At 59.4% G+C, this 17914-nt stretch carries 15 protein-coding genes, 3 tRNA genes and 1 other RNA gene; 9 read left to right on the top strand and 10 right to left on the bottom strand.

What is annotated here, in order from left to right:
- Window positions 1-78 precede the first annotated feature (78 nt).
- An RNA gene (gene rprA / locus FHU12_RS10275) (antisense sRNA RprA) lies at window positions 79-188 on the bottom strand.
- Between the two features lie 256 nt (window positions 189-444).
- On the bottom strand, window positions 445-1545 hold the full coding sequence (gene ydiK, locus FHU12_RS10270) for an AI-2E family transporter YdiK (protein ID WP_060432118.1): 1101 nt from the start codon (window positions 1543-1545) through the stop codon (window positions 445-447).
- Window positions 1546-1790: 245 nt separating this feature from the next.
- Here ydiK and ydiJ point away from each other — a divergent pair, with 245 nt between their 5' ends.
- On the top strand, window positions 1791-4847 hold the full coding sequence (gene ydiJ, locus FHU12_RS10265; protein ID WP_141969123.1) for a D-2-hydroxyglutarate dehydrogenase YdiJ: 3057 nt from the start codon (window positions 1791-1793) through the stop codon (window positions 4845-4847).
- Window positions 4844-5260, top strand: a complete 417-nt coding sequence (gene menI, locus FHU12_RS10260) for a 1,4-dihydroxy-2-naphthoyl-CoA hydrolase (RefSeq protein WP_141969121.1) — start codon at window positions 4844-4846, stop codon at window positions 5258-5260. The genes ydiJ and menI overlap by 4 nt, the downstream gene beginning before the upstream one ends.
- Window positions 5261-5305: 45 nt before the next feature.
- On the opposite strand, the gene FHU12_RS10255 is transcribed toward menI, so the two are convergent.
- Window positions 5306-5710 (bottom strand): hypothetical protein, encoded by a 405-nt coding sequence (locus tag FHU12_RS10255; RefSeq protein ID WP_004931369.1) that lies wholly within the window; start codon window positions 5708-5710, stop codon window positions 5306-5308.
- A gap of 528 nt (window positions 5711-6238) precedes the next feature.
- Between FHU12_RS10255 and sufA the strand changes: the two genes are divergently transcribed.
- The 7 genes from sufA (at window position 6239) to FHU12_RS10220 (ending at window position 13159) form a co-directional block, all read left to right on the top strand.
- Window positions 6239-6610 (top strand): Fe-S cluster assembly scaffold SufA, encoded by a 372-nt coding sequence (sufA, locus tag FHU12_RS10250; protein ID WP_004931368.1) that lies wholly within the window; start codon window positions 6239-6241, stop codon window positions 6608-6610.
- A gap of 14 nt (window positions 6611-6624) precedes the next feature.
- Entirely contained in the window at window positions 6625-8121 is a 1497-nt protein-coding gene (gene sufB / locus FHU12_RS10245) for a Fe-S cluster assembly protein SufB (protein ID WP_033638360.1), read from the top strand.
- Between the two features lie 43 nt (window positions 8122-8164).
- On the top strand, window positions 8165-8911 hold the full coding sequence (sufC, locus tag FHU12_RS10240) for a Fe-S cluster assembly ATPase SufC (RefSeq protein WP_016927936.1): 747 nt from the start codon (window positions 8165-8167) through the stop codon (window positions 8909-8911).
- Window positions 8886-10172 (top strand): Fe-S cluster assembly protein SufD, encoded by a 1287-nt coding sequence (gene sufD, locus FHU12_RS10235; RefSeq protein ID WP_089196992.1) that lies wholly within the window; start codon window positions 8886-8888, stop codon window positions 10170-10172. Before sufC ends, sufD begins: the two co-directional genes overlap by 26 nt.
- On the top strand, window positions 10169-11395 hold the full coding sequence (gene sufS, locus FHU12_RS10230) for a cysteine desulfurase SufS (RefSeq protein ID WP_141969119.1): 1227 nt from the start codon (window positions 10169-10171) through the stop codon (window positions 11393-11395). The genes sufD and sufS overlap by 4 nt, the downstream gene beginning before the upstream one ends.
- Window positions 11396-11431: 36 nt before the next feature.
- Window positions 11432-11848, top strand: coding sequence for a cysteine desulfuration protein SufE (gene sufE, locus FHU12_RS10225; protein ID WP_060432959.1), 417 nt, complete (start codon window positions 11432-11434; stop codon window positions 11846-11848).
- Window positions 11849-12145: 297 nt separating this feature from the next.
- Window positions 12146-13159, top strand: coding sequence for a L,D-transpeptidase family protein (locus tag FHU12_RS10220; protein ID WP_141969117.1), 1014 nt, complete (start codon window positions 12146-12148; stop codon window positions 13157-13159).
- A gap of 140 nt (window positions 13160-13299) precedes the next feature.
- Here the strand turns inward: FHU12_RS10220 and FHU12_RS10215 are convergent, their stop codons facing one another.
- The 7 genes from FHU12_RS10215 to FHU12_RS10185 all read right to left on the bottom strand — a co-directional run bounded on the left by FHU12_RS10215 (window position 13300) and on the right by FHU12_RS10185 (window position 17905).
- Window positions 13300-13536: a major outer membrane lipoprotein gene (locus FHU12_RS10215; protein ID WP_004931354.1), complete on the bottom strand. Its 237-nt coding sequence runs from the start codon at window positions 13534-13536 to the stop codon at window positions 13300-13302.
- Window positions 13537-13843: 307 nt separating this feature from the next.
- Window positions 13844-15256: a pyruvate kinase PykF gene (gene pykF, locus FHU12_RS10210; RefSeq protein ID WP_038870996.1), complete on the bottom strand. Its 1413-nt coding sequence runs from the start codon at window positions 15254-15256 to the stop codon at window positions 13844-13846.
- Window positions 15257-15650: 394 nt separating this feature from the next.
- On the bottom strand, window positions 15651-15956 hold the full coding sequence (locus tag FHU12_RS10205) for a cupin domain-containing protein (protein ID WP_141969115.1): 306 nt from the start codon (window positions 15954-15956) through the stop codon (window positions 15651-15653).
- 120 nt (window positions 15957-16076) lie between these two features.
- Window positions 16077-16153 (bottom strand) — tRNA-Val (locus tag FHU12_RS10200).
- Window positions 16154-16173: 20 nt separating this feature from the next.
- A tRNA-Val gene (locus tag FHU12_RS10195) sits at window positions 16174-16250 on the bottom strand.
- Between the two features lie 20 nt (window positions 16251-16270).
- Window positions 16271-16347: transfer RNA gene (locus tag FHU12_RS10190), tRNA-Val, on the bottom strand.
- A 181-nt stretch (window positions 16348-16528) separates the two neighbouring features.
- Window positions 16529-17905: an MATE family efflux transporter gene (locus FHU12_RS10185; RefSeq protein WP_043141143.1), complete on the bottom strand. Its 1377-nt coding sequence runs from the start codon at window positions 17903-17905 to the stop codon at window positions 16529-16531.
- Window positions 17906-17914 lie beyond the last annotated feature (9 nt).

The following is a 17914-nucleotide window of genomic DNA, read 5'->3' as shown; positions in this document are numbered from 1 at the left end:
GCCGCAGTTAACGCTGCGGCCTTTTTATTTCTGAATGTAAATAACGGCGCGTAAAATAATCAATTTGGCGAAAAAAGAATAAAAAAAAGCCCACCGTAGGAGATGGGCAAAGACTACACACAGCAATTCACATGTATGGCATTACATTGTTCAGAAAGGTTGCTTTAAAATCAGTGATTTGAAGCAATAGATGGCCATAATACTAGATTTTTGAACGCGACTAGTCATTAAGAATCATCCTAATCGATAGCGTCATCACATTTTATTTGCGGGCGTTATCTCTTTTTGCCGCTTGCAACAAACAGAGATTTACATTGCACCTTTCATTCGCCGGGCCTCAATCAATATATCGCGGCATTATATTTGGCGTAGATATTACTCGAATGAGGTAGGAATAATGACGGGGGGAAATATTCCGCCCGACGATGCGGGCGGAAGGGGGAATTAGCGTTTTTCCAGATCTTCGATGACTTGCTCCGGCGCGGTGGTCGGCTCCGGCGCTTCATTCATCCAGGCGGTCAGCAGGCGATAAGATACTGCCAACACCACCGGGCCGATGAACAGGCCGATCATGCCGAAGGCCAGCAAGCCGCCGATAACGCCGGACAGGATCAGCAGCAGCGGCAGGTCGGCGCCCATACGGATCAGCACCGGGCGCAGCACGTTATCCAGCGTTGCTACCACGCAGCTCCAGACCAGTAACACGGTGCCCCAGGTGGTGTCGCCATGCCAGTACAGCCAGATGATGGCCGGCACCAGCACCAACAGTGGCCCCAATTGCGCTACGCAGCAGATAAAGATCAGCATCGTCAACAAGGTGGCGGCCGGAATGCCGCTCACCGCCAGACCGATACCGCCCAGTACTGACTGCACCAGCGCCGTCACCACTACGCCCAGCGCGACGGCGCGGATCGCCTGGCCACCCAGCAGCACCGCCGCATCGCCGCGTGCAGAACCGAGGCGCACCGCAAAGTGGCGGATACCCAGCGCTACCTGCTCGCCGCGCGCATACAGCAATGCGCTGAACAGCAGCATCAGCGCGCAGTGCAGCAGCAGACGGCCGATATGCGCCGCCTGCGCCACGAACCAGGTGGCGGTCTGGCCGAAGTACGGCTGCACTTTCGCCAGCAGCGCGGCGCCGCCGGCGTTGATCAGCGTGTGGTAGCTGGTGTAGAGCCTGTCGCCGATCATCGGCACGGACTGCAGCCAGGCGAGATCGGGAATATGCAGCTTGCCCGGCGAACTGGCCCAGGCGATCAGCGGTGCGCTGTTATCCACCACGCTGCTGATCAGCAGGGAGATAGGCAGAATGAACAGCAGGATCAGCAGCAGGGTCATGACCAGCACCGCCAGCGAGCGGCGGCCCCACAGCAGCTTTTGCAGTTTGAGCAGCAGCGGCCAGGTGGCGATCACCACCATGCCCGCCCAGGCGAAGCCGAGAATAAACGGTTGGATCACCCAAAAACAGGCGACGATCATGATGGCGATAAACAGCACGCCGAAAATAATTCGCGGTAAGTCGTAACGCGATTGCGGGAGTGGCATCAGTGGCTTCTCATCCTGGTCAATTAAATCCCTGGCACCGGGGTATCGGGGTGCCTGTCGGTCGGTTTATCACCGCCGGGCGGCCGCCTGTGGCGGCGCTCGCAGGGCGGTAATAATGTGAATGCCTTCACTAAACGAGTATGTTAGTTTTTAGTGTCACTAAAAAATAGGGTGGGTCTGAATTAAAGGCCCGATTCAGCGTACATCAGCGCATAAAAAATAGACGGACAGGGTCAAAAAAGCGAATGATCCCACAGATTTCTCAGGCGCCCGGCCTCGTTCAACGGGTGCTCGACTTTTTGGAAGCACTGAAGCAAAACGGATTCAACGGCGATACCGCCACCAGCTACGCTGACCGGCTGACGATGGCTACCGACAACAGCATCTATCAGCTGTTGCCCGATGCGGTGGTGTTCCCCCGTTCCACCGCCGACGTGGCGCTGATCGCCCGCCTGGCCGGGGAGGAGCGATTCAAGACGCTGACCTTCAGCCCGCGCGGCGGCGGCACCGGCACCAACGGCCAGTCGCTCAATACCGGCATCGTGGTCGATATGTCGCGCCATATGAACCGCATTCTGGAAATCAACGTCGAACAAGGCTGGGTAAAAGTCGAAGCCGGCGTCATCAAGGATCAGCTGAATCAGTATCTGCGGCCGTTCGGCTATTTCTTCTCGCCGGAACTGTCCACCAGCAACCGCGCCACGCTGGGCGGCATGATCAACACCGACGCCTCCGGCCAGGGCTCGTTGGTGTACGGCAAAACCTCCGATCACGTGTTAGGCCTGCGGGCGGTGCTGCTGGGCGGTGAGATGATCGATACCCGCGCCATGCCGACGGCGCTGGCGGAAACGATTGCTCTGGAAGAGACCGCCGAAGGGCGCATCTACCGCACGGTGCTCAACCGCTGCCGCGAGCAGCGTGCGCTGATCCTCGAGAAATTCCCCAAACTCAACCGCTTCCTCACCGGTTACGATCTGCGCCATGTGCTGAGCGACGATCTGCAAACTTTCGATCTGACGCGCATCCTGACCGGCGCCGAAGGCACGCTGGCGTTTATCACCGAGGCGCGGCTGGATATCACGCCGCTGCCGAAAGTGCGCCGCCTGGTCAACGTGAAGTATGACTCCTTCGACTCGGCGCTGCGCAATGCGCCCTTTATGGTCGAAGCCAAGGCGCTGTCGGTGGAAACCATCGATTCCAAGGTGCTGAACCTGGCGCGTGAAGACATCGTTTGGCACTCGGTGAACGAACTGATCGCCGACGTGCCGGATAAAGAGATGCTGGGGCTGAACATCGTTGAGTTCGCCGGCGACGATCGGGCGCTGATCGACGGTCAGATGGAGACGCTGTGCCAACGGCTGGATGAACTGATCGGGCAGCGGCAGGGCGGTGTGATCGGGTACCAGATCTGCGGCGATCTGGTCGGCATCGAGCGCATTTACAACATGCGCAAGAAGGCGGTCGGGCTGCTGGGCAACGCCAAGGGGCGCGCCAAGCCGATTCCGTTCGCCGAGGACACCTGCGTGCCGCCGCAACACCTGGCGGACTATATCGTCGAATTCCGTCAACTGCTCGACGACCACCACCTGAGCTACGGCATGTTCGGCCACGTCGACGCCGGGGTGCTGCACGTGCGCCCGGCGCTCGACATGTGCGACCCGCAGCAGGAAGTGCTGATGAAGCAGATCTCCGATCAGGTGGTGGCGCTGACCGCCAAATACGGCGGCCTGCTGTGGGGTGAGCACGGTAAGGGCTTCCGTGCCGAGTACAGCCCTGAGTTCTTCGGGGAAACGCTGTATGAAGAGCTGCGCCGCATCAAGGCGGCGTTTGATCCGGATAACCGGCTGAACCCGGGCAAGATCTGTTCGCCACTGGCGGTAGATGCGCCGATGATGCAGGTGGACGCGGTTAAACGCGGCACCTTCGATCGTCAGATCCCGGTCGAGGTGCGCACTTCGTTCCGCGGCGCGCTGGAGTGTAACGGCAACGGCCTGTGCTTCAACTTCGACGTGCGCAGCCCGATGTGCCCGTCGATGAAGATCAGCGGCAACCGCATTCATTCACCGAAAGGGCGGGCGACGCTGGTGCGCGAGTGGCTGCGTCTGTTGGCCGAGCAGGGCGTCGATCCTTTGGCGCTGGAGGAACAGCTGCCGCAGCAACGAGTCAGCCTGCGCGGTTTGATCGAAAAGACCCGCAACAGCTGGCACGCGGGCAAGGGCGAGTATGACTTCTCGCACGAAGTGAAAGAGGCGATGTCCGGCTGCCTGGCCTGCAAGGCCTGCTCCACCCAGTGCCCGATCAAGATTGACGTGCCGGGATTCCGTTCGCGCTTCCTGCAGCTCTACCACACCCGTTATCTGCGCCCGGTAAGCGACTACATGGTCGCCGGCGTGGAGAGCTATACCCCATTGATGGCCCGCGCGCCGAAGGTGTTCAACTTCTTCTTCCGCCAGCCGTGGCTGCGGGAGATGAGCCGCAACGCCATCGGCATGGTCGATCTGCCGCTGCTGTCCAGCCCGACGCTGCGTCAGCAGCTGTCCGGCCACCGCGCGACCACGCTGACGCTGGAGCAGCTGGAAGGGCTGAGCGCCGATCAGCGCGCAGATCACGTGCTGATCGTCCAGGATCCGTTCACCAGCTATTACGACGCCAAAGTGGTGGCGGACTTTGTCCGCCTGGTGGAGAAGCTCGGCTATAAACCGGTGCTGCTGCCGTTCTCGCCGAACGGCAAGGCGCAGCATGTGAAAGGTTTCCTGACGCGCTTTGCCCGCACCGCGCGCAAAACCGCCGATTTTCTCAACCGCGTAGCGCAGCTCGACATGCCGCTGGTGGGCGTCGATCCGGCACTGGTGCTGTGTTACCGCGACGAATACCGCGAGATCCTCGGCGCTGAGCGCGGCGATTTCCAGGTGCAGCTGGTGCATGAATGGCTGCAGCAGCGGATCGCGGATCGCGCCGAACAGCCGGCGACCGGCGAGCCGTGGTATCTGTTCGGCCACTGCACCGAAACCACCGCGCTGCCGGCCAGCGGCCAACAGTGGGCGGCGATCTTCGCCCGCTTCGGCGCCAAACTGGAAAACGTCAGCGTCGGCTGCTGCGGCATGGCGGGGACTTACGGCCACGAAGCCAAGAACCTGCAAAACTCGCTCGGCATTTATGAGTTATCATGGCACCCGACACTGCAGCGTTTGCCAAGGCAGCGCTGCCTGGCGACCGGCTATTCCTGCCGCAGCCAGGTGAAACGCATCGAGGGCAATGGCGTGCGCCACCCATTACAGGCACTTCTGGAGATGATTGAGTGAAATTGTGGAAACGTGAAACATCGCTGGAGCAGCTGAACCGCGCCGGCGACGGCTGCATGGTCAGCCATGTGGGCATCGAGTTTACCCAATTGGGCGAGGATTTCCTCGAGGCCACCATGCCGGTCGATGGCCGTACCCGCCAGCCGTTCGGGCTGTTGCACGGCGGGGCGTCGGTGGTGCTGGCGGAATCGATGGGATCGATGGCCGGTTACCTGTGCAGTGAGGGCGAGCAGAAAGTGGTGGGGCTGGAGATCAACGCCAACCACCTGCGCGCGATGTTCGATGGCCAGGTGCGCGGGGTATGTCGCGCACTGCACGTCGGCCGTCGCCATCAGGTGTGGCAAATCGAGATCTTCGACGCGCGCGATCGGCTGTGCTGCACCTCGCGTCTGACCACGGCGGTTATCGACTGATTCTCGCCGGTTTCCGCAGGCTGCCGGCCTGCGGAGCCTTTCGCTTTACAGCTGAAACGGTACGCGTTTGACGAAGTCCTTCTGAAACGCGTTCGCCTTCTCCCAGGTGCCTTCCATCGCATACTTTTGGCAGATCAGCGTCAGCGTGTGGCGGGCGAAGTGATAGCTTTGCACCCGAAACAGCTGGCAGCGCTGCGGATTGTTGATCTCGACGATCAGCCGGTTGTGCAGCTTGCTGAGCGCGTGCAGGTAGCTGTCATCGTCGCCGTTCTCCAGGCACAGATTGGCCATGGTGAGGCTGACGCTGTTGTACCGCTTCAGGTGGTCGATATTGCATTCCGGGCGCCGCAGCGCCGCTTCGGCCATATAAAAGTCCACCGTGGCGTCGCGCACGCTGAATTTGTAGTCATCAATCTTGCCCAGTAACCATGCGTTGATCGAAAGAGTCATTGGCTTCGCGCTCAAATTCAAACTGAATGATAATCATTATCATATAAACTGCCGCGTTGCCGATCAATCCCCGGCGTGGCGTTTTTTTATTGCGCGGAAGGGTAAAAGACCGCCGCCGCCCCAACTTAATCCTGAGCGACTAAACTTTAACCTGAGGGTTGCGCGCTTGCGCAGCGCCACGAAATGCCGATAAACGCACATTTACGACAGACAGAATGCAGAAATAGGTATTTTCTATGAATGTTTAGATCGGCAACGCACCGCAGCGCTGTAACGCTGACGGGCCACCGGGGAGTGCGGTACGGTGATGCAGGATAGATAATAAATTCATAGGGATAGCATGCACACCTTGCCGCCGGACGCCGCAAGCCGCCACGAATGTCCCGCTGGCTTGCCGCACGCCGCAGCGAAAAACCGCGCTGGCGGCGGATACCCCCGCAAAACAAACGGTTGAAGTGATAATCGTTATCACTAACATATAAGCAACCCAGATTGGCTGTGGCCAAACACGAGTGTGAGGTAGACCCTATGCAAACGGAAAATGTCGGCACCTTTTCTCTGGATGAAAATGTCTGGCAAGGCATTTCGCTCAGCGACAGCGCCGTACGACAAATAACGAAACTGATGCAGCAGGATCCGCAGGTGAAAGGGCTGCAGCTAGGGGTGAAACAATCCGGCTGCGCCGGCTTTGCCTATGTGCTGGATCTGACCCGCGAACCCGCCGATGACGATCTGCTGTTTGAGCGCGACGGCGCCAAACTCTATGTGCCGCTGAAGGCGATGCCGTTCATCGATGGCACCACGGTAGATTACGTCCGCGAAGGGCTGAATCAGATATTCAAATTCAACAACCCTAAAGCTCAGCATGCCTGCGGGTGCGGCGAGAGCTTTGGCGTTTGAGCGATGCAATCAACATGACACGAAGCAATGTAGAAATGCCTAATGAAGTGCAGGCTTGGGTCAGCGAAGGTCGCTACAAAGAAGGTTTCTTCACCCAGCTGGCAACCGATGAGTTGGCCAAAGGCATCAACGAAGAGGTGGTGCGCGCCATCTCGGCCAAGCGCAACGAACCCGAGTGGATGCTGGAATTCCGCCTCGAGGCCTACCGCGCCTGGCTGCAGATGGAAGAGCCGCACTGGCTGAAGGCCAATTACGATCGCCTGAACTACCAGGACTACAGTTACTATTCGGCGCCCTCCTGCGGCAGCTGCGACGACGCCTGCGGTTCGCAACCCGGCGCCGAGCAGCAGCCGGGCGCGGCGACGGAAAAAGATTACCTGACCAGCGAAGTGGAGCTGGCGTTCAATCAGCTCGGGGTGCCGGTGCGCGAGGGCAGCGAAGTGGCGGTGGACGCCATCTTCGACTCGGTCTCGGTCGCTACCACCTACCGTGAAAAACTGGCGGAGAGCGGGGTGATCTTCTGCTCGTTCGGCGAAGCGATTCAGGAATACCCGGATCTGGTGCGTCAGTACCTGGGGCGCGTGGTGCCCTCCAACGATAACTTCTTCGCCGCGCTGAACGCCGCAGTAGCCTCCGACGGCACCTTCGTCTATGTGCCGAAAGGCGTGCGATGCCCGATGGAGCTGTCGACCTATTTCCGTATCAACGCCGCCAAAACCGGCCAGTTCGAGCGCACCATCCTGATCGCCGACGAAGGCAGCTATGTCAGCTACATCGAAGGCTGTTCCGCCCCGGTGCGCGACAGCTACCAGTTGCACGCAGCGGTGGTGGAAGTGATCCTGCATAAAGACGCCGAAGTGAAATACTCGACGGTGCAGAACTGGTTCTCCGGCGGCGAGAGCAAGGGCGGTATCCTCAACTTCGTCACCAAGCGCGCGCTGTGCGAAGGCGCCGGCTCGAAAATGTCCTGGACCCAGTCGGAAACCGGCTCGGCCATCACCTGGAAATACCCGAGCGTGATTCTGCAGGGCGACAATTCGATCGGCGAATTCTTCTCGGTGGCGCTGACCAGCGGCCATCAGCAGGCGGACACCGGCACCAAGATGATCCACATCGGCAAAAACACCAAGTCGACCATCATCGCCAAAGGCATTTCCGCCGGCCACAGCGAGAACACCTATCGCGGCCTGGTGAAAATCCTGCCGGGGGCGGAAAACGCCCGTAACTTTACCCAGTGCGACTCGATGCTGATCGGGCCGGACAGCGGTGCCCACACGTTCCCTTACGTTGAAGCGCGCAACAACAGCGCTCAGCTGGAGCACGAAGCCACCACCTCGAAGATCGGCGACGACCAGCTGTTCTACTGCCTGCAGCGCGGCATCAGCGAGGATGACGCCATTTCGATGATCGTCAACGGTTTCTGCAAGGACGTTTTCTCCGAGCTGCCGCTGGAGTTCGCCGTCGAGGCGCAGAAACTTCTGGCCATCAGCCTGGAACACAGCGTGGGTTAATCGCCGCATTTTTAGCGCCGTCGGCGCTATCTGAGGACACAGCATGTTAAGCATCAAGAATTTGAAAGTCAGCGTGGAAGGCAACGAGATCCTCAAGGGATTGGATCTGGAGATCAAACCGGGCGAAGTGCATGCCATCATGGGGCCGAACGGCTCGGGCAAGAGCACGCTGTCCGCCACGCTGGCGGGGCGTGAAGAGTACGAAGTGACCGAAGGGGAAGTCACTTTCAAGGGCAAGGACCTGCTGGAACTGGATCCGGAAGATCGCGCCGGCGAGGGCGTGTTTCTGGCCTTCCAGTACCCGGTGGAGATCCCCGGCGTCAGCAACCACTTCTTCCTGCAGACCTCGGTCAACGCGGTGCGCAAATACCGCGAGCAGGAGCCGCTGGATCGTTTTGACTTCGCCGATTTCATCGAAGAGAAAATTGCGCTGCTGGACATGCCGGCCGATCTGTTGACCCGTTCGGTCAACGTCGGTTTCTCCGGCGGCGAGAAAAAGCGCAACGACATTCTGCAGATGGCGGCGCTGGAGCCGGATCTGTGCATTCTCGATGAAACCGACTCCGGTCTAGACATCGATGCGCTCAAGATCGTCGCCAACGGCGTCAACTCGCTGCGGGACGGCAAGCGCGCTTTTATCATCGTGACTCACTATCAGCGCATTCTGGACTACATCCAGCCGGATTACGTACACGTGCTGTCCCAGGGGCGCATCGTCAAATCCGGCGATTTCTCGCTGGTGAAACAGTTGGAGGAGCAGGGCTATGGCTGGCTTACCGACCAACAGTAATTCAAACGCGCTGCAGCAGCTGTATCGCCTGTTCGAAGGCCGCGGCGGCGAGCGTTCGCCGCATGCGTTGGCGCACTGGCAGCAGGCGCTGCGCCTCGGCTGGCCGACGCGCAAGCATGAAAACTGGAAATACACGCCGCTGGAGAGCCTGCTGGAACAGCAGTTCCTCGATCCGCAGCCCGCGCCGGTGAGCGCAGAGCAGCTTGAGGCGCTGGCGCTTGGCATCGATGCCTGTCGGCTGGTGTTTATCGACGGCCGCTACAGCGCCGCACTCAGCGATAGCGAACTGGGCGACTACCAGTTTGAATTGACTGCCTACGGCACGCCGCAGGCGCTGCCGGAGCCGGTCCAGCCGGAGATTTTCCTGCACCTGACCGAAAGTCTGGCACAGGAAACCAGCCTGATTCGCCTGCCGGCCGGCAAGGCCCCGGCTCGCCCGCTGTACCTGCTGCATATCAGCAGCGGACGCGGCGCCAGCGGCGAAGTGAACACCGTGCATCACCGCCATCATCTGGAGATTGGGCGCGGGGCTGAGGCGGAAGTGATTGAACACTATGTCAGCCTGGGCGAGGCCGCGCACTTCACCGGCGCGCGCCTGACCGCCAACGTGGCGGACAACGCCGGGCTGTTGCACTGCAAGCTGGCGTTTGAGAGCCAGCCGAGCTACCACTTTGCCCATAACGATCTGGTTATCGGCCGCGACGCGCGGGTGAAAAGCGACAGCTTCCTGCTGGGCGCCGGTCTGACGCGGCACAACACCAGCGCGCAGCTGAACGGCGAAGGCGCGAACCTGGTAATCAACAGCCTGGTGCTGCCGGTGGGCAAAGAGATCTGCGATACCCGCACCTATCTGGAGCACAACAAAGGTTATTGCGAGAGCCGTCAGCTGCATAAAACCGTGGTCAGCGATCGCGGCAAGGCGGTGTTCAACGGCATGATCAAAGTGGCCAAGCACGCGATCAAAACCGACGGCCAGATGACCAACCATAACCTGCTGTTGGGGAAGGTGGCGGAGGTGGATACCAAGCCGCAGCTGGAGATCTACGCCGACGACGTCAAATGCAGCCACGGCGCCACCGTGGGGCGCATCGATGAAGAGCAGCTGTTCTATCTGCAGTCGCGCGGCATCGACAAACACGCGGCGCAGCAGATGATCATCTTCGCCTTCGCCGCAGAGCTGACCGAAGGCATCGCCAATGACACCATCCGGGAACGGGTGCTGGCGCGCATCGCCCAGCGCCTGCCGGGGGAGGCTGCATGAGTTATCCGATTGAACGCGTGCGCAGCGATTTTCCACTGCTGACGCGTGAGGTGAACGGCCAACCGCTGGCCTATCTCGACAGCGCCGCCAGCGCGCAGAAACCACAGTCGGTGATCGACCGCGAGTTGGCGTTCTACCGCCACGGTTATGCGGCGGTGCATCGCGGCATCCACACCCTGAGCGCCGAGGCGACTCAGCAGATGGAAGCGGTGCGGGAACAGGCGGCGCGCTTTATCAACGCCGCCTCGGCGGAAGAGATGGTGTTTGTCAAAGGCACCACCGAAGGCATCAACCTAGTGGCCAACAGCTTTGGCCGCCACCTGCTGCAGCCGGGCGATGCGATTCTCATCACCGAGATGGAGCACCACGCCAACATCGTGCCCTGGCAGATGCTGGCGCAGGAGCGCGGGCTGCAGCTGCGGGTGTGGCCGCTGCAGCCGGACGGTACGCTGGATCTGGCGCGGTTGCCGGAACTGGTCGACGCGTCCTGTAAGCTGCTGGCGCTGACCGAGGTCTCCAACGTGCTGGGCACCGTCAACCCGGTGCGCGATATCATCGCCCGTGCCAGAGCCCTGGCGCCGGATTTGACGGTGCTGGTGGACGGCGCGCAGGCGGTGATGCACCAGCGCGTCGATGTCCAGGCGCTGGACTGCGATTTTTACGTGTTTTCCGGCCACAAGCTGTACGGCCCTTCCGGTATCGGCATGCTGTATGGCCGCCAGGCGCTGCTGCAGCAGATGCCGCCGTGGGAAGGGGGCGGCTCGATGATCCGTCAGGTCAGCCTGACGGCGGGCACCACCTTTGCCGATCCACCGTGGCGTTTCGAGGCCGGGTCGCCGAACACCGCCGGCATCATGGGGCTGGGGGCGGCGTTCGAGTACGTCGACACCCTGGGCCTGAATGCGATCCATGATTATGAACAGTCGCTGATGCACTATGCGCTCGAGGCACTCAGCCAGGTGCCGACGCTGAAAGTCTATGGCCCGGCCCATCGCGCCGGGGTGATCGCCTTTAATCTGGGGGAACACCACGCCTATGACGTCGGCAGCTTCCTCGATCAGTACGGCATCGCCATTCGCACCGGCCATCACTGCGCGATGCCGCTGATGGCGTTTTATCAGGTGCCGAGCATGTGCCGCGCTTCGCTGGCGTTATATAATACCCGCGAAGAGGTGGACCGGTTGGTGGCCGGGCTGCAACGCATTCATCAGCTATTAGGCTAGGCCGGGGCGCGTCCCCGGCGGTACAAAAGGATCCCCATGGCGAATTTGCCGGACAAAGATAAATTGGTGCGTAATTTCTCCCGCTGTTTGAACTGGGAGGAAAAATACCTGTACGTGATTGAACTCGGCGCCAAATTGCCGCCGTTGGACGAGGCCGAGCGACAGGCCGGCAACCTGATCTCCGGCTGTCAGAGCCAGGTGTGGATTGTGATGCGCCGCGATGAACAAGGACAGGTCGAGTTTCACGGCGATAGCGACGCGGCGATCGTCAAAGGGCTGCTGGCGGTGGTGTTTATTCTGTATCGCCAATTGACGCCGCAGCAGATTGTCGAGCTCGATGTGCGGCCGTTTTTCGCCGAGCTGGCGCTCAGCCAACACCTGACGCCTTCGCGTTCACAGGGGCTGGAGGCGATGATCCGCGCCATTCGCAGTAAAGCCGCTCAGCTGGCCTGAGCCTGAACGCCCCCGTCCTTAAGGGCTCATTGATATATTCGCTTTGTCAATGAGCCTTTACAATCCACGCTTTCCCCCCAGATAACATCCCCAATTCAGTGATATTTCAGCAGCTTATCCGTTGACGTTTCGTTGACAATCAGCGGCGGCGATTACGTTATAACGTGTTGATTTTTAGAGAACTTATTGCCTTTGATGCCAGCGTTGCTAGTATTAATCAGGTATTGTCTGATTTACCCGCCGCCGGGCGCTCGCTAGCCTTGGGGACGAACCGTCATAAAAAATATAGGGATGATAATGAAACGTGCGTTGAGTTTAATGGGCATGGTCTTCGCCACCGTATTGGCCGGCACGCAGGCCGCCAGTGCGACCGAGTACCCGCTGCCGCCGCCGGACAGCCGTCTGATCGGCGAAAACACCACTTATACCGTGCCAAACGACGGCCGTCCGCTGGAGGCGATTGCCGCCGACTACAAGATTGGCCTGCTGGGCATGCTGGAAGCCAACCCCGGCACCGATCCGTTCCTGCCTAAGCCGGGTACGGTGCTGACCATTCCGACCCAAATGCTGCTGCCTGACACCAAGCGTGAAGGGATCATCGTCAACCTGGCCGAGCTGCGCCTTTACTACTATCCGAAAGGCGAGAATAAAGTGATCGTCTATCCGATCGGTATCGGCCAGACCGGGATGCACACGCCGCTGGAAGTGACCTCCATTAGCCAGAAGATCCCTAACCCGACCTGGACGCCAACCGCCAACATCCGCAAACGCTATCAGTCCCAGGGCGTGACGCTACCTGCGGTGGTGCCGGCCGGCCCTGAGAACCCGATGGGGCTGTTCGCCCTGCGTCTGGCGATGGGGCGCGGTGAATACCTGATCCACGGCACCAATGCCAACTTCGGTATTGGTATGCGCGTCAGCTCCGGCTGTATTCGTCTGCGTCCGACGGACATCGAAGCGCTGTTCAATCAGGTGCCGCGTGGTACACGGGTGCAGGTGATCAACGATCCGGTGAAGATTTCGGTTGAGCCGGACGGCAAACGCTATGTGGAAGTGCATCAGCCGCTGTCGCGGGTAGAAAGCGACGATCCGCAGACCATGCCGATTGCGCTGTCTAAAGCAGAGAAAGCTTTTGTTGCGGATGGTCAGACCGATCGCGCCGTGTTCGATAACGCGGTTGTACGCCGTTCTGGCATGCCGGTGCTGGTCAACGTAGGGGAGAGCCCGTCTGAGGTGAGTTTAACGCCTGTAGCAGCGCCTGCGGCGAATAAGAGCCCATTCAAGGCAGCGCCAATCAGTTCGGTGAACTAAGTTTGCAGGATTGAGCGGTCGAAGAGAGGTTCAGCGTGCTGAGCCTCTTTTTTTTATCTGCCGAAGGAGAACCCCAGGGCCGATGAGCAGGCAAAAAAAACGGCGCACAATGTGCGCCGTTTTCAATAACCAAAGCTATCTTACTTTTTGTAAGCGTGAGCTTGGTTGTCCAGACGCTGGTTAGCGCGTGCTGCGTCGTCTTTAGCCGCTTGAACGTCAGAACGCATTGCGTTCACGTCGTTGCTCAGCTGATCAACTTTAGCGTTCAGAGTCTGAACGTCAGAAGACAGTTGATCGATTTTAGCGTTGCTAGAGCAGCCAGCCAGCAGAGTGGAACCCAGGATTACCGCGCCCAGTACCAGTTTAGTACGATTCATTATAACACCCTCTAGATTGAGTTAATCTCCATGTAGCGTTACAAGTATTACACAAACTTTTTTCGAAAGAGAATAATTTTTTAGTGTTGGGGTGCTTTATTTTGATCGTTCGCTCAAACTTGCATCTGGTTTTACAAATTAGTTAAAAAATCGAGGGAAAACAGCCGGCTTCCATGGGACTTCTCCGATTTATTATTAGCTAAATAATGAGCGGATCGCGGTTGCGTTTTGAGAAAAATAGTTTACTGCCGATAAAAAAACGCCGCAAAGCGGCGTTTTGATCAAGGCAATTATGTCACGTTTTATATTACAGCACGTGTACCGAGGCGGTGTTGGTGGTGCCGCTCGGCACCAGCGCGCCGGAAACCATCACCACGACGTCGCCTTTCTGCGCCAGGCCGCTGGCCAGCGCGGCCTCTTTACCGATGCGGTAGAAGTCATCGGTAGAGGCGATTTCTTTGACCATCTGCGGGATAACGCCCTTGCTCAGCACCAGCTGATGCGCGGTGGTCTGGTTGGTGGTCAGCGCCAGGATCACGGCGTTCGGGAAGTACTTGCGCACGGATTTCGCCGATTTGCCGCCGCTGGTAGCGACGACGATCAGCGGCGCGTCCAGTTTCTCTGCGGTTTCAACCGCACCGCGGCACACCGCTTCGGTGATGCGCAGCTTGCGACGATCGTTCAGGGTGTCGATGCGGCTTGGCATCACGCGGTCGGTACGCTCGCAGATGGTCGCCATGATGTTGACCGCTTCCAGCGGGTATTTGCCTTTGGCGCTCTCGCCGGACAACATGACGGCATCGGTACCGTCCAGGATGGCGTTGGCGACGTCGCCGGCTTCTGCGCGGGTAGGGCGCGGGTTCTTGATCATGGAATCGAGCATCTGGGTGGCGGTGATCACCACTTTACGCGCGCGGTTGCATTTCTCGATCATCATCTTCTGGGCGAAGATCACTTCTTCGACCGGGATCTCGACGCCCAGGTCGCCACGGGCAACCATGATGCCGTCGGAGGCTTCGAGGATCTCGTCGAAGTTGTTCAGGCCTTCCTGGTTTTCGATCTTGGAGATGATTTGGATCTGCTCGCCGCCATGGGCTTTCAGGTGTTCGCGGATCTCCAGCACGTCGGAGCGTTTACGGATGAAGGACGCCGCCACAAAGTCGACGCCTTGTTCGCAGCCGAAGATCAGGTCGCGTTTGTCTTTCTCGGCCAGCGCAGGCAGCTGGATGGAAACGCCCGGCAGGTTGACGCCCTTGTTCTCGCCCAGGTCGCCGTTGTTCAGCACCTTACAAATGACTTCGTTTTCGGTCACGTTGGTGACTTCCATGCCGATCAGGCCGTCGTCAACCAGTACGGTGTTGCCGATCTTCAGGTCGGCGGCGAAGCCGGCGTAGGTGACCGCCACGCGATCGCTGTTGCCGATCACGCTCTGGTCGGTGGTGAAAGTGAAGGTTTGGCCGGCGACCAGCGAGGCGTCTTTACCGCCTTCCAGTTTCATGGTGCGAATTTCCGGGCCTTTGGTATCCAGCAGGATGCCGGCGTTGATACCGGTTTTCGCCATCACGGCGCGCATGTTCTTGATGCGGTTGCCGTGCTCTTCATAATCGCCGTGAGAGAAGTTGAGACGCATCACGTTCATGCCCGCATTGAGCAGGTTGGTCAGCATTTCTTCCGATTCGGTTTTTGGACCGATGGTACAAACAATTTTGGTCTTTTTCATGGCGGAGTTTTCTACAAGTTGTGATGGATAAAAAAACGAATTTGACCGGCGCGGTTTACGCCGGTAGGGAATTTGGGCCGTGCCTGGTGGTGAAAAACATAGTTAAGGATAGGTGACGACAGTTGAAGCGGGGCGGAAAAATTCAGCCCGTGCGGGGGCGCGGGGATGCTGCGCAACGGGGTAAGATCACATCGTGTTGTTATAGCGTTTTCGCAGATCAAGGGCTGAAACCATTCAACTGATAGACGTTGCGCATTATAAAGGCTAAGCGGTGGGAAACAAAATAAAAAACCGCTGCGGCGCGGTGGATATATCAAAACGGGAGCAAATGTGGCGCAAATGCAACGCGTTGCGGGCCACTTGTTGCGCAAATAACCATGCTGTAAATGCAGGTTTAATGCGTTTGGGGAATTTCCAGCAGCACGCCGGCACTCAGGCAGAAACAGCCGCTGGCGACGTTCGCCGGCAGGATCAGGCTTTCGCCGGCCCGCATGACCTGCGTGTCGCCGCCGAGGGTAAACTCGAATTCACCGGATACTACCCGAGTTTGCCGCGCGTGCGGGGGCTTTTGCAGCTGGCCGAAGGCGCCGGCCTCGAAACGCACCTCCGCCGCCGGCGAACCGTCGCTCATCACGCCTTCACGGCGGGCGAGGCCATTGTCGAGCGGTAAAAAGGCGGTTTTGGCGGTAAAGGTGGTCATGTGGCGTTCCTGGTGGCTGATGGCGGTAGCACGGCGCGATCGACATAAAAATCGGGCGGTCGGGCAGAGATGAAATAACGGGAAGTATAACGCGATAGGGGAAGAGATGAATCAGCAATATGGTGCGTCCGAGTGGACTCGAACCACCGACCCCCACCATGTCAAGGTGGTGCTCTAACCAACTGAGCTACGGACGCACTGCACTGCTTCTGAAATTTGGTGCGTCCGAGTGGACTCGAACCACCGACCCCCACCATGTCAAGGTGGTGCTCTAACCAACTGAGCTACGGACGCACTGTGCTGCTTCAGGAATTTGGTGCGTCCGAGTGGACTCGAACCACCGACCCCCACCATGTCAAGGTGGTGCTCTAACCAACTGAGCTACGGACGCATCTTTTCCTGTCTGTCATGGCTGACAGCGGGGACGAATATTAACGAGCTACCTGCGCGCTGGCAAGGGGAAAAGCGCAATTTTATTCGGTATTTCACGCGATTGCTGAGGTTGTGCGCAGTCCGGCGTTTTTTTCCGCAAACCGCAGCCCGGCCGGGGATGAAACCGGCCGGGAGCGGATTCAGCGTGTCGATCGCTGCAGGATGACGGCGGTCGGTTGTTTCTGCAGCCAGCGCATGCGCAGCGCCATCATGATGGCGGCGAAGGTCAGGCCGATGATAAAGCCGATCCAGAAACCGCTTGGCCCCATCGCCGGCACCACCACGTCGGTTAACGCCAGCAGATAGCCGCTCGGCAGGCCCAACACCCAATAAGCGATGAAGGTGATGAAGAAGATCGCGCGGGTGTCTTTATAGCCACGCAGCACGCCGCTGCCGATCACCTGGATCGAGTCCGAGATTTGATACAGCGCCGCCAACAGCATCAGCTGTGAAGCCATTGCCACCACCGCCGGGCTGTCGTTGTACAACAGGGCGATCGGTTCGCGCAAGGTGGCGGTAAACAGCGCGGTGCAGACGGCCATGGTGATGCCGACGCCGATGGCAGAGTAGGCGGCGACGCGCGCGCCTTCGACCGAGCCTTCCCCCAGGCGATAACCGACGCGGATGGTGGCGCCGACGCCCAGCGACAGCGGCAGCACGAACATCAACGCGCTGAAGTTAAGCGCGATCTGGTGGCCGGCAACCGCAACGATCCCGAGCGGCGAAACCAGCAGTGCCACCACGGCGAACAGCGTGACTTCGAAGAACAGCGCCAGCGCCACCGGCATGCCGATGCCGATCAGGCGCTTCAGCGCCGCCCAGTCCGGGCCGCCGAGATCGCCTGCCTGGCGTTTGATGTCGCGCTGCGACGGCGCGCGCTTCACGTACCAGCGCATCATCAGGAACATGATCCAGTAGACGCTGCCGGTGGCGACGCCGCAGCCGACGCCGCCGAGTTCCGGCATGCCGAACTTGCCGTAGATGAAGATGTAGTTGATCGGGATATTCACCAGCAGGCCGAGGAAGCCGATCACCATGCCGGGCTTGGTTTTGGACAACCCCTCGCACTGGTTGCGCATCACCTGGAAGAACAGGTAGCCCGGCGCCCCCCACATGATGGCGTGCAGATAGCCAACGGCTTTATCCGCCAGCTGCGGATCGATGTTGTGCATCATGTCGATGACGAACTTGCAGTTATACAGTACGACAATCAACAGCACGGAGACGCCGGAGGCCAGCCAGAAGCCCTGGCGCACCTGATGGCCGATACGATCGCGGCGGCCGGCGCCGTTGAGCTGGGCGATAACCGGGGTCAGCGCCAGCAGCAGACCGTGGCCGAACAGGATGGCCGGCAGCCAGATTGAAGTGCCGACCGCAACCGCCGCCATGTCGGTGGCGCTGTAGGCGCCGGCCATGATGGTATCCACCACGCCCATGGCAGTTTGCGATATTTGCGCGATGATGACCGGGATAGCGAGAGCCAATAAACTACGCGCTTCAATTAAGTACTTCTGCACGCATACACC

Origin of the sequence: Serratia marcescens, assembly GCF_006715005.1 — a bacterium.
GTDB classification, from domain to species: Bacteria; Pseudomonadota; Gammaproteobacteria; order Enterobacterales; family Enterobacteriaceae; genus Serratia; species Serratia montpellierensis.
Note: the sequence above shows the minus strand (reverse complement) of the source record. Positions and strands in the feature narration are given on the sequence as shown.

Coding starts and splice junctions, on each gene's coding strand:
- FHU12_RS10215 (WP_004931354.1), bottom strand. CDS start 13,536: ATGAATCGTACTAAACTGGTACTGGGCGCGGTAATCCTGGGTTCCACT.
- pykF (WP_038870996.1), bottom strand. CDS start 15,256: ATGAAAAAGACCAAAATTGTTTGTACCATCGGTCCAAAAACCGAATCG.
- sufC (WP_016927936.1), top strand. CDS start 8,165: ATGTTAAGCATCAAGAATTTGAAAGTCAGCGTGGAAGGCAACGAGATC.
- sufS (WP_141969119.1), top strand. CDS start 10,169: ATGAGTTATCCGATTGAACGCGTGCGCAGCGATTTTCCACTGCTGACG.
- ydiK (WP_060432118.1), bottom strand. CDS start 1,545: ATGCCACTCCCGCAATCGCGTTACGACTTACCGCGAATTATTTTCGGC.
- sufB (WP_033638360.1), top strand. CDS start 6,625: ATGACACGAAGCAATGTAGAAATGCCTAATGAAGTGCAGGCTTGGGTC.
- sufE (WP_060432959.1), top strand. CDS start 11,432: ATGGCGAATTTGCCGGACAAAGATAAATTGGTGCGTAATTTCTCCCGC.
- FHU12_RS10220 (WP_141969117.1), top strand. CDS start 12,146: ATGAAACGTGCGTTGAGTTTAATGGGCATGGTCTTCGCCACCGTATTG.
- FHU12_RS10255 (WP_004931369.1), bottom strand. CDS start 5,710: ATGACTCTTTCGATCAACGCATGGTTACTGGGCAAGATTGATGACTAC.
- FHU12_RS10205 (WP_141969115.1), bottom strand. CDS start 15,956: ATGACCACCTTTACCGCCAAAACCGCCTTTTTACCGCTCGACAATGGC.
- sufA (WP_004931368.1), top strand. CDS start 6,239: ATGCAAACGGAAAATGTCGGCACCTTTTCTCTGGATGAAAATGTCTGG.
- sufD (WP_089196992.1), top strand. CDS start 8,886: ATGGCTGGCTTACCGACCAACAGTAATTCAAACGCGCTGCAGCAGCTG.
- ydiJ (WP_141969123.1), top strand. CDS start 1,791: ATGATCCCACAGATTTCTCAGGCGCCCGGCCTCGTTCAACGGGTGCTC.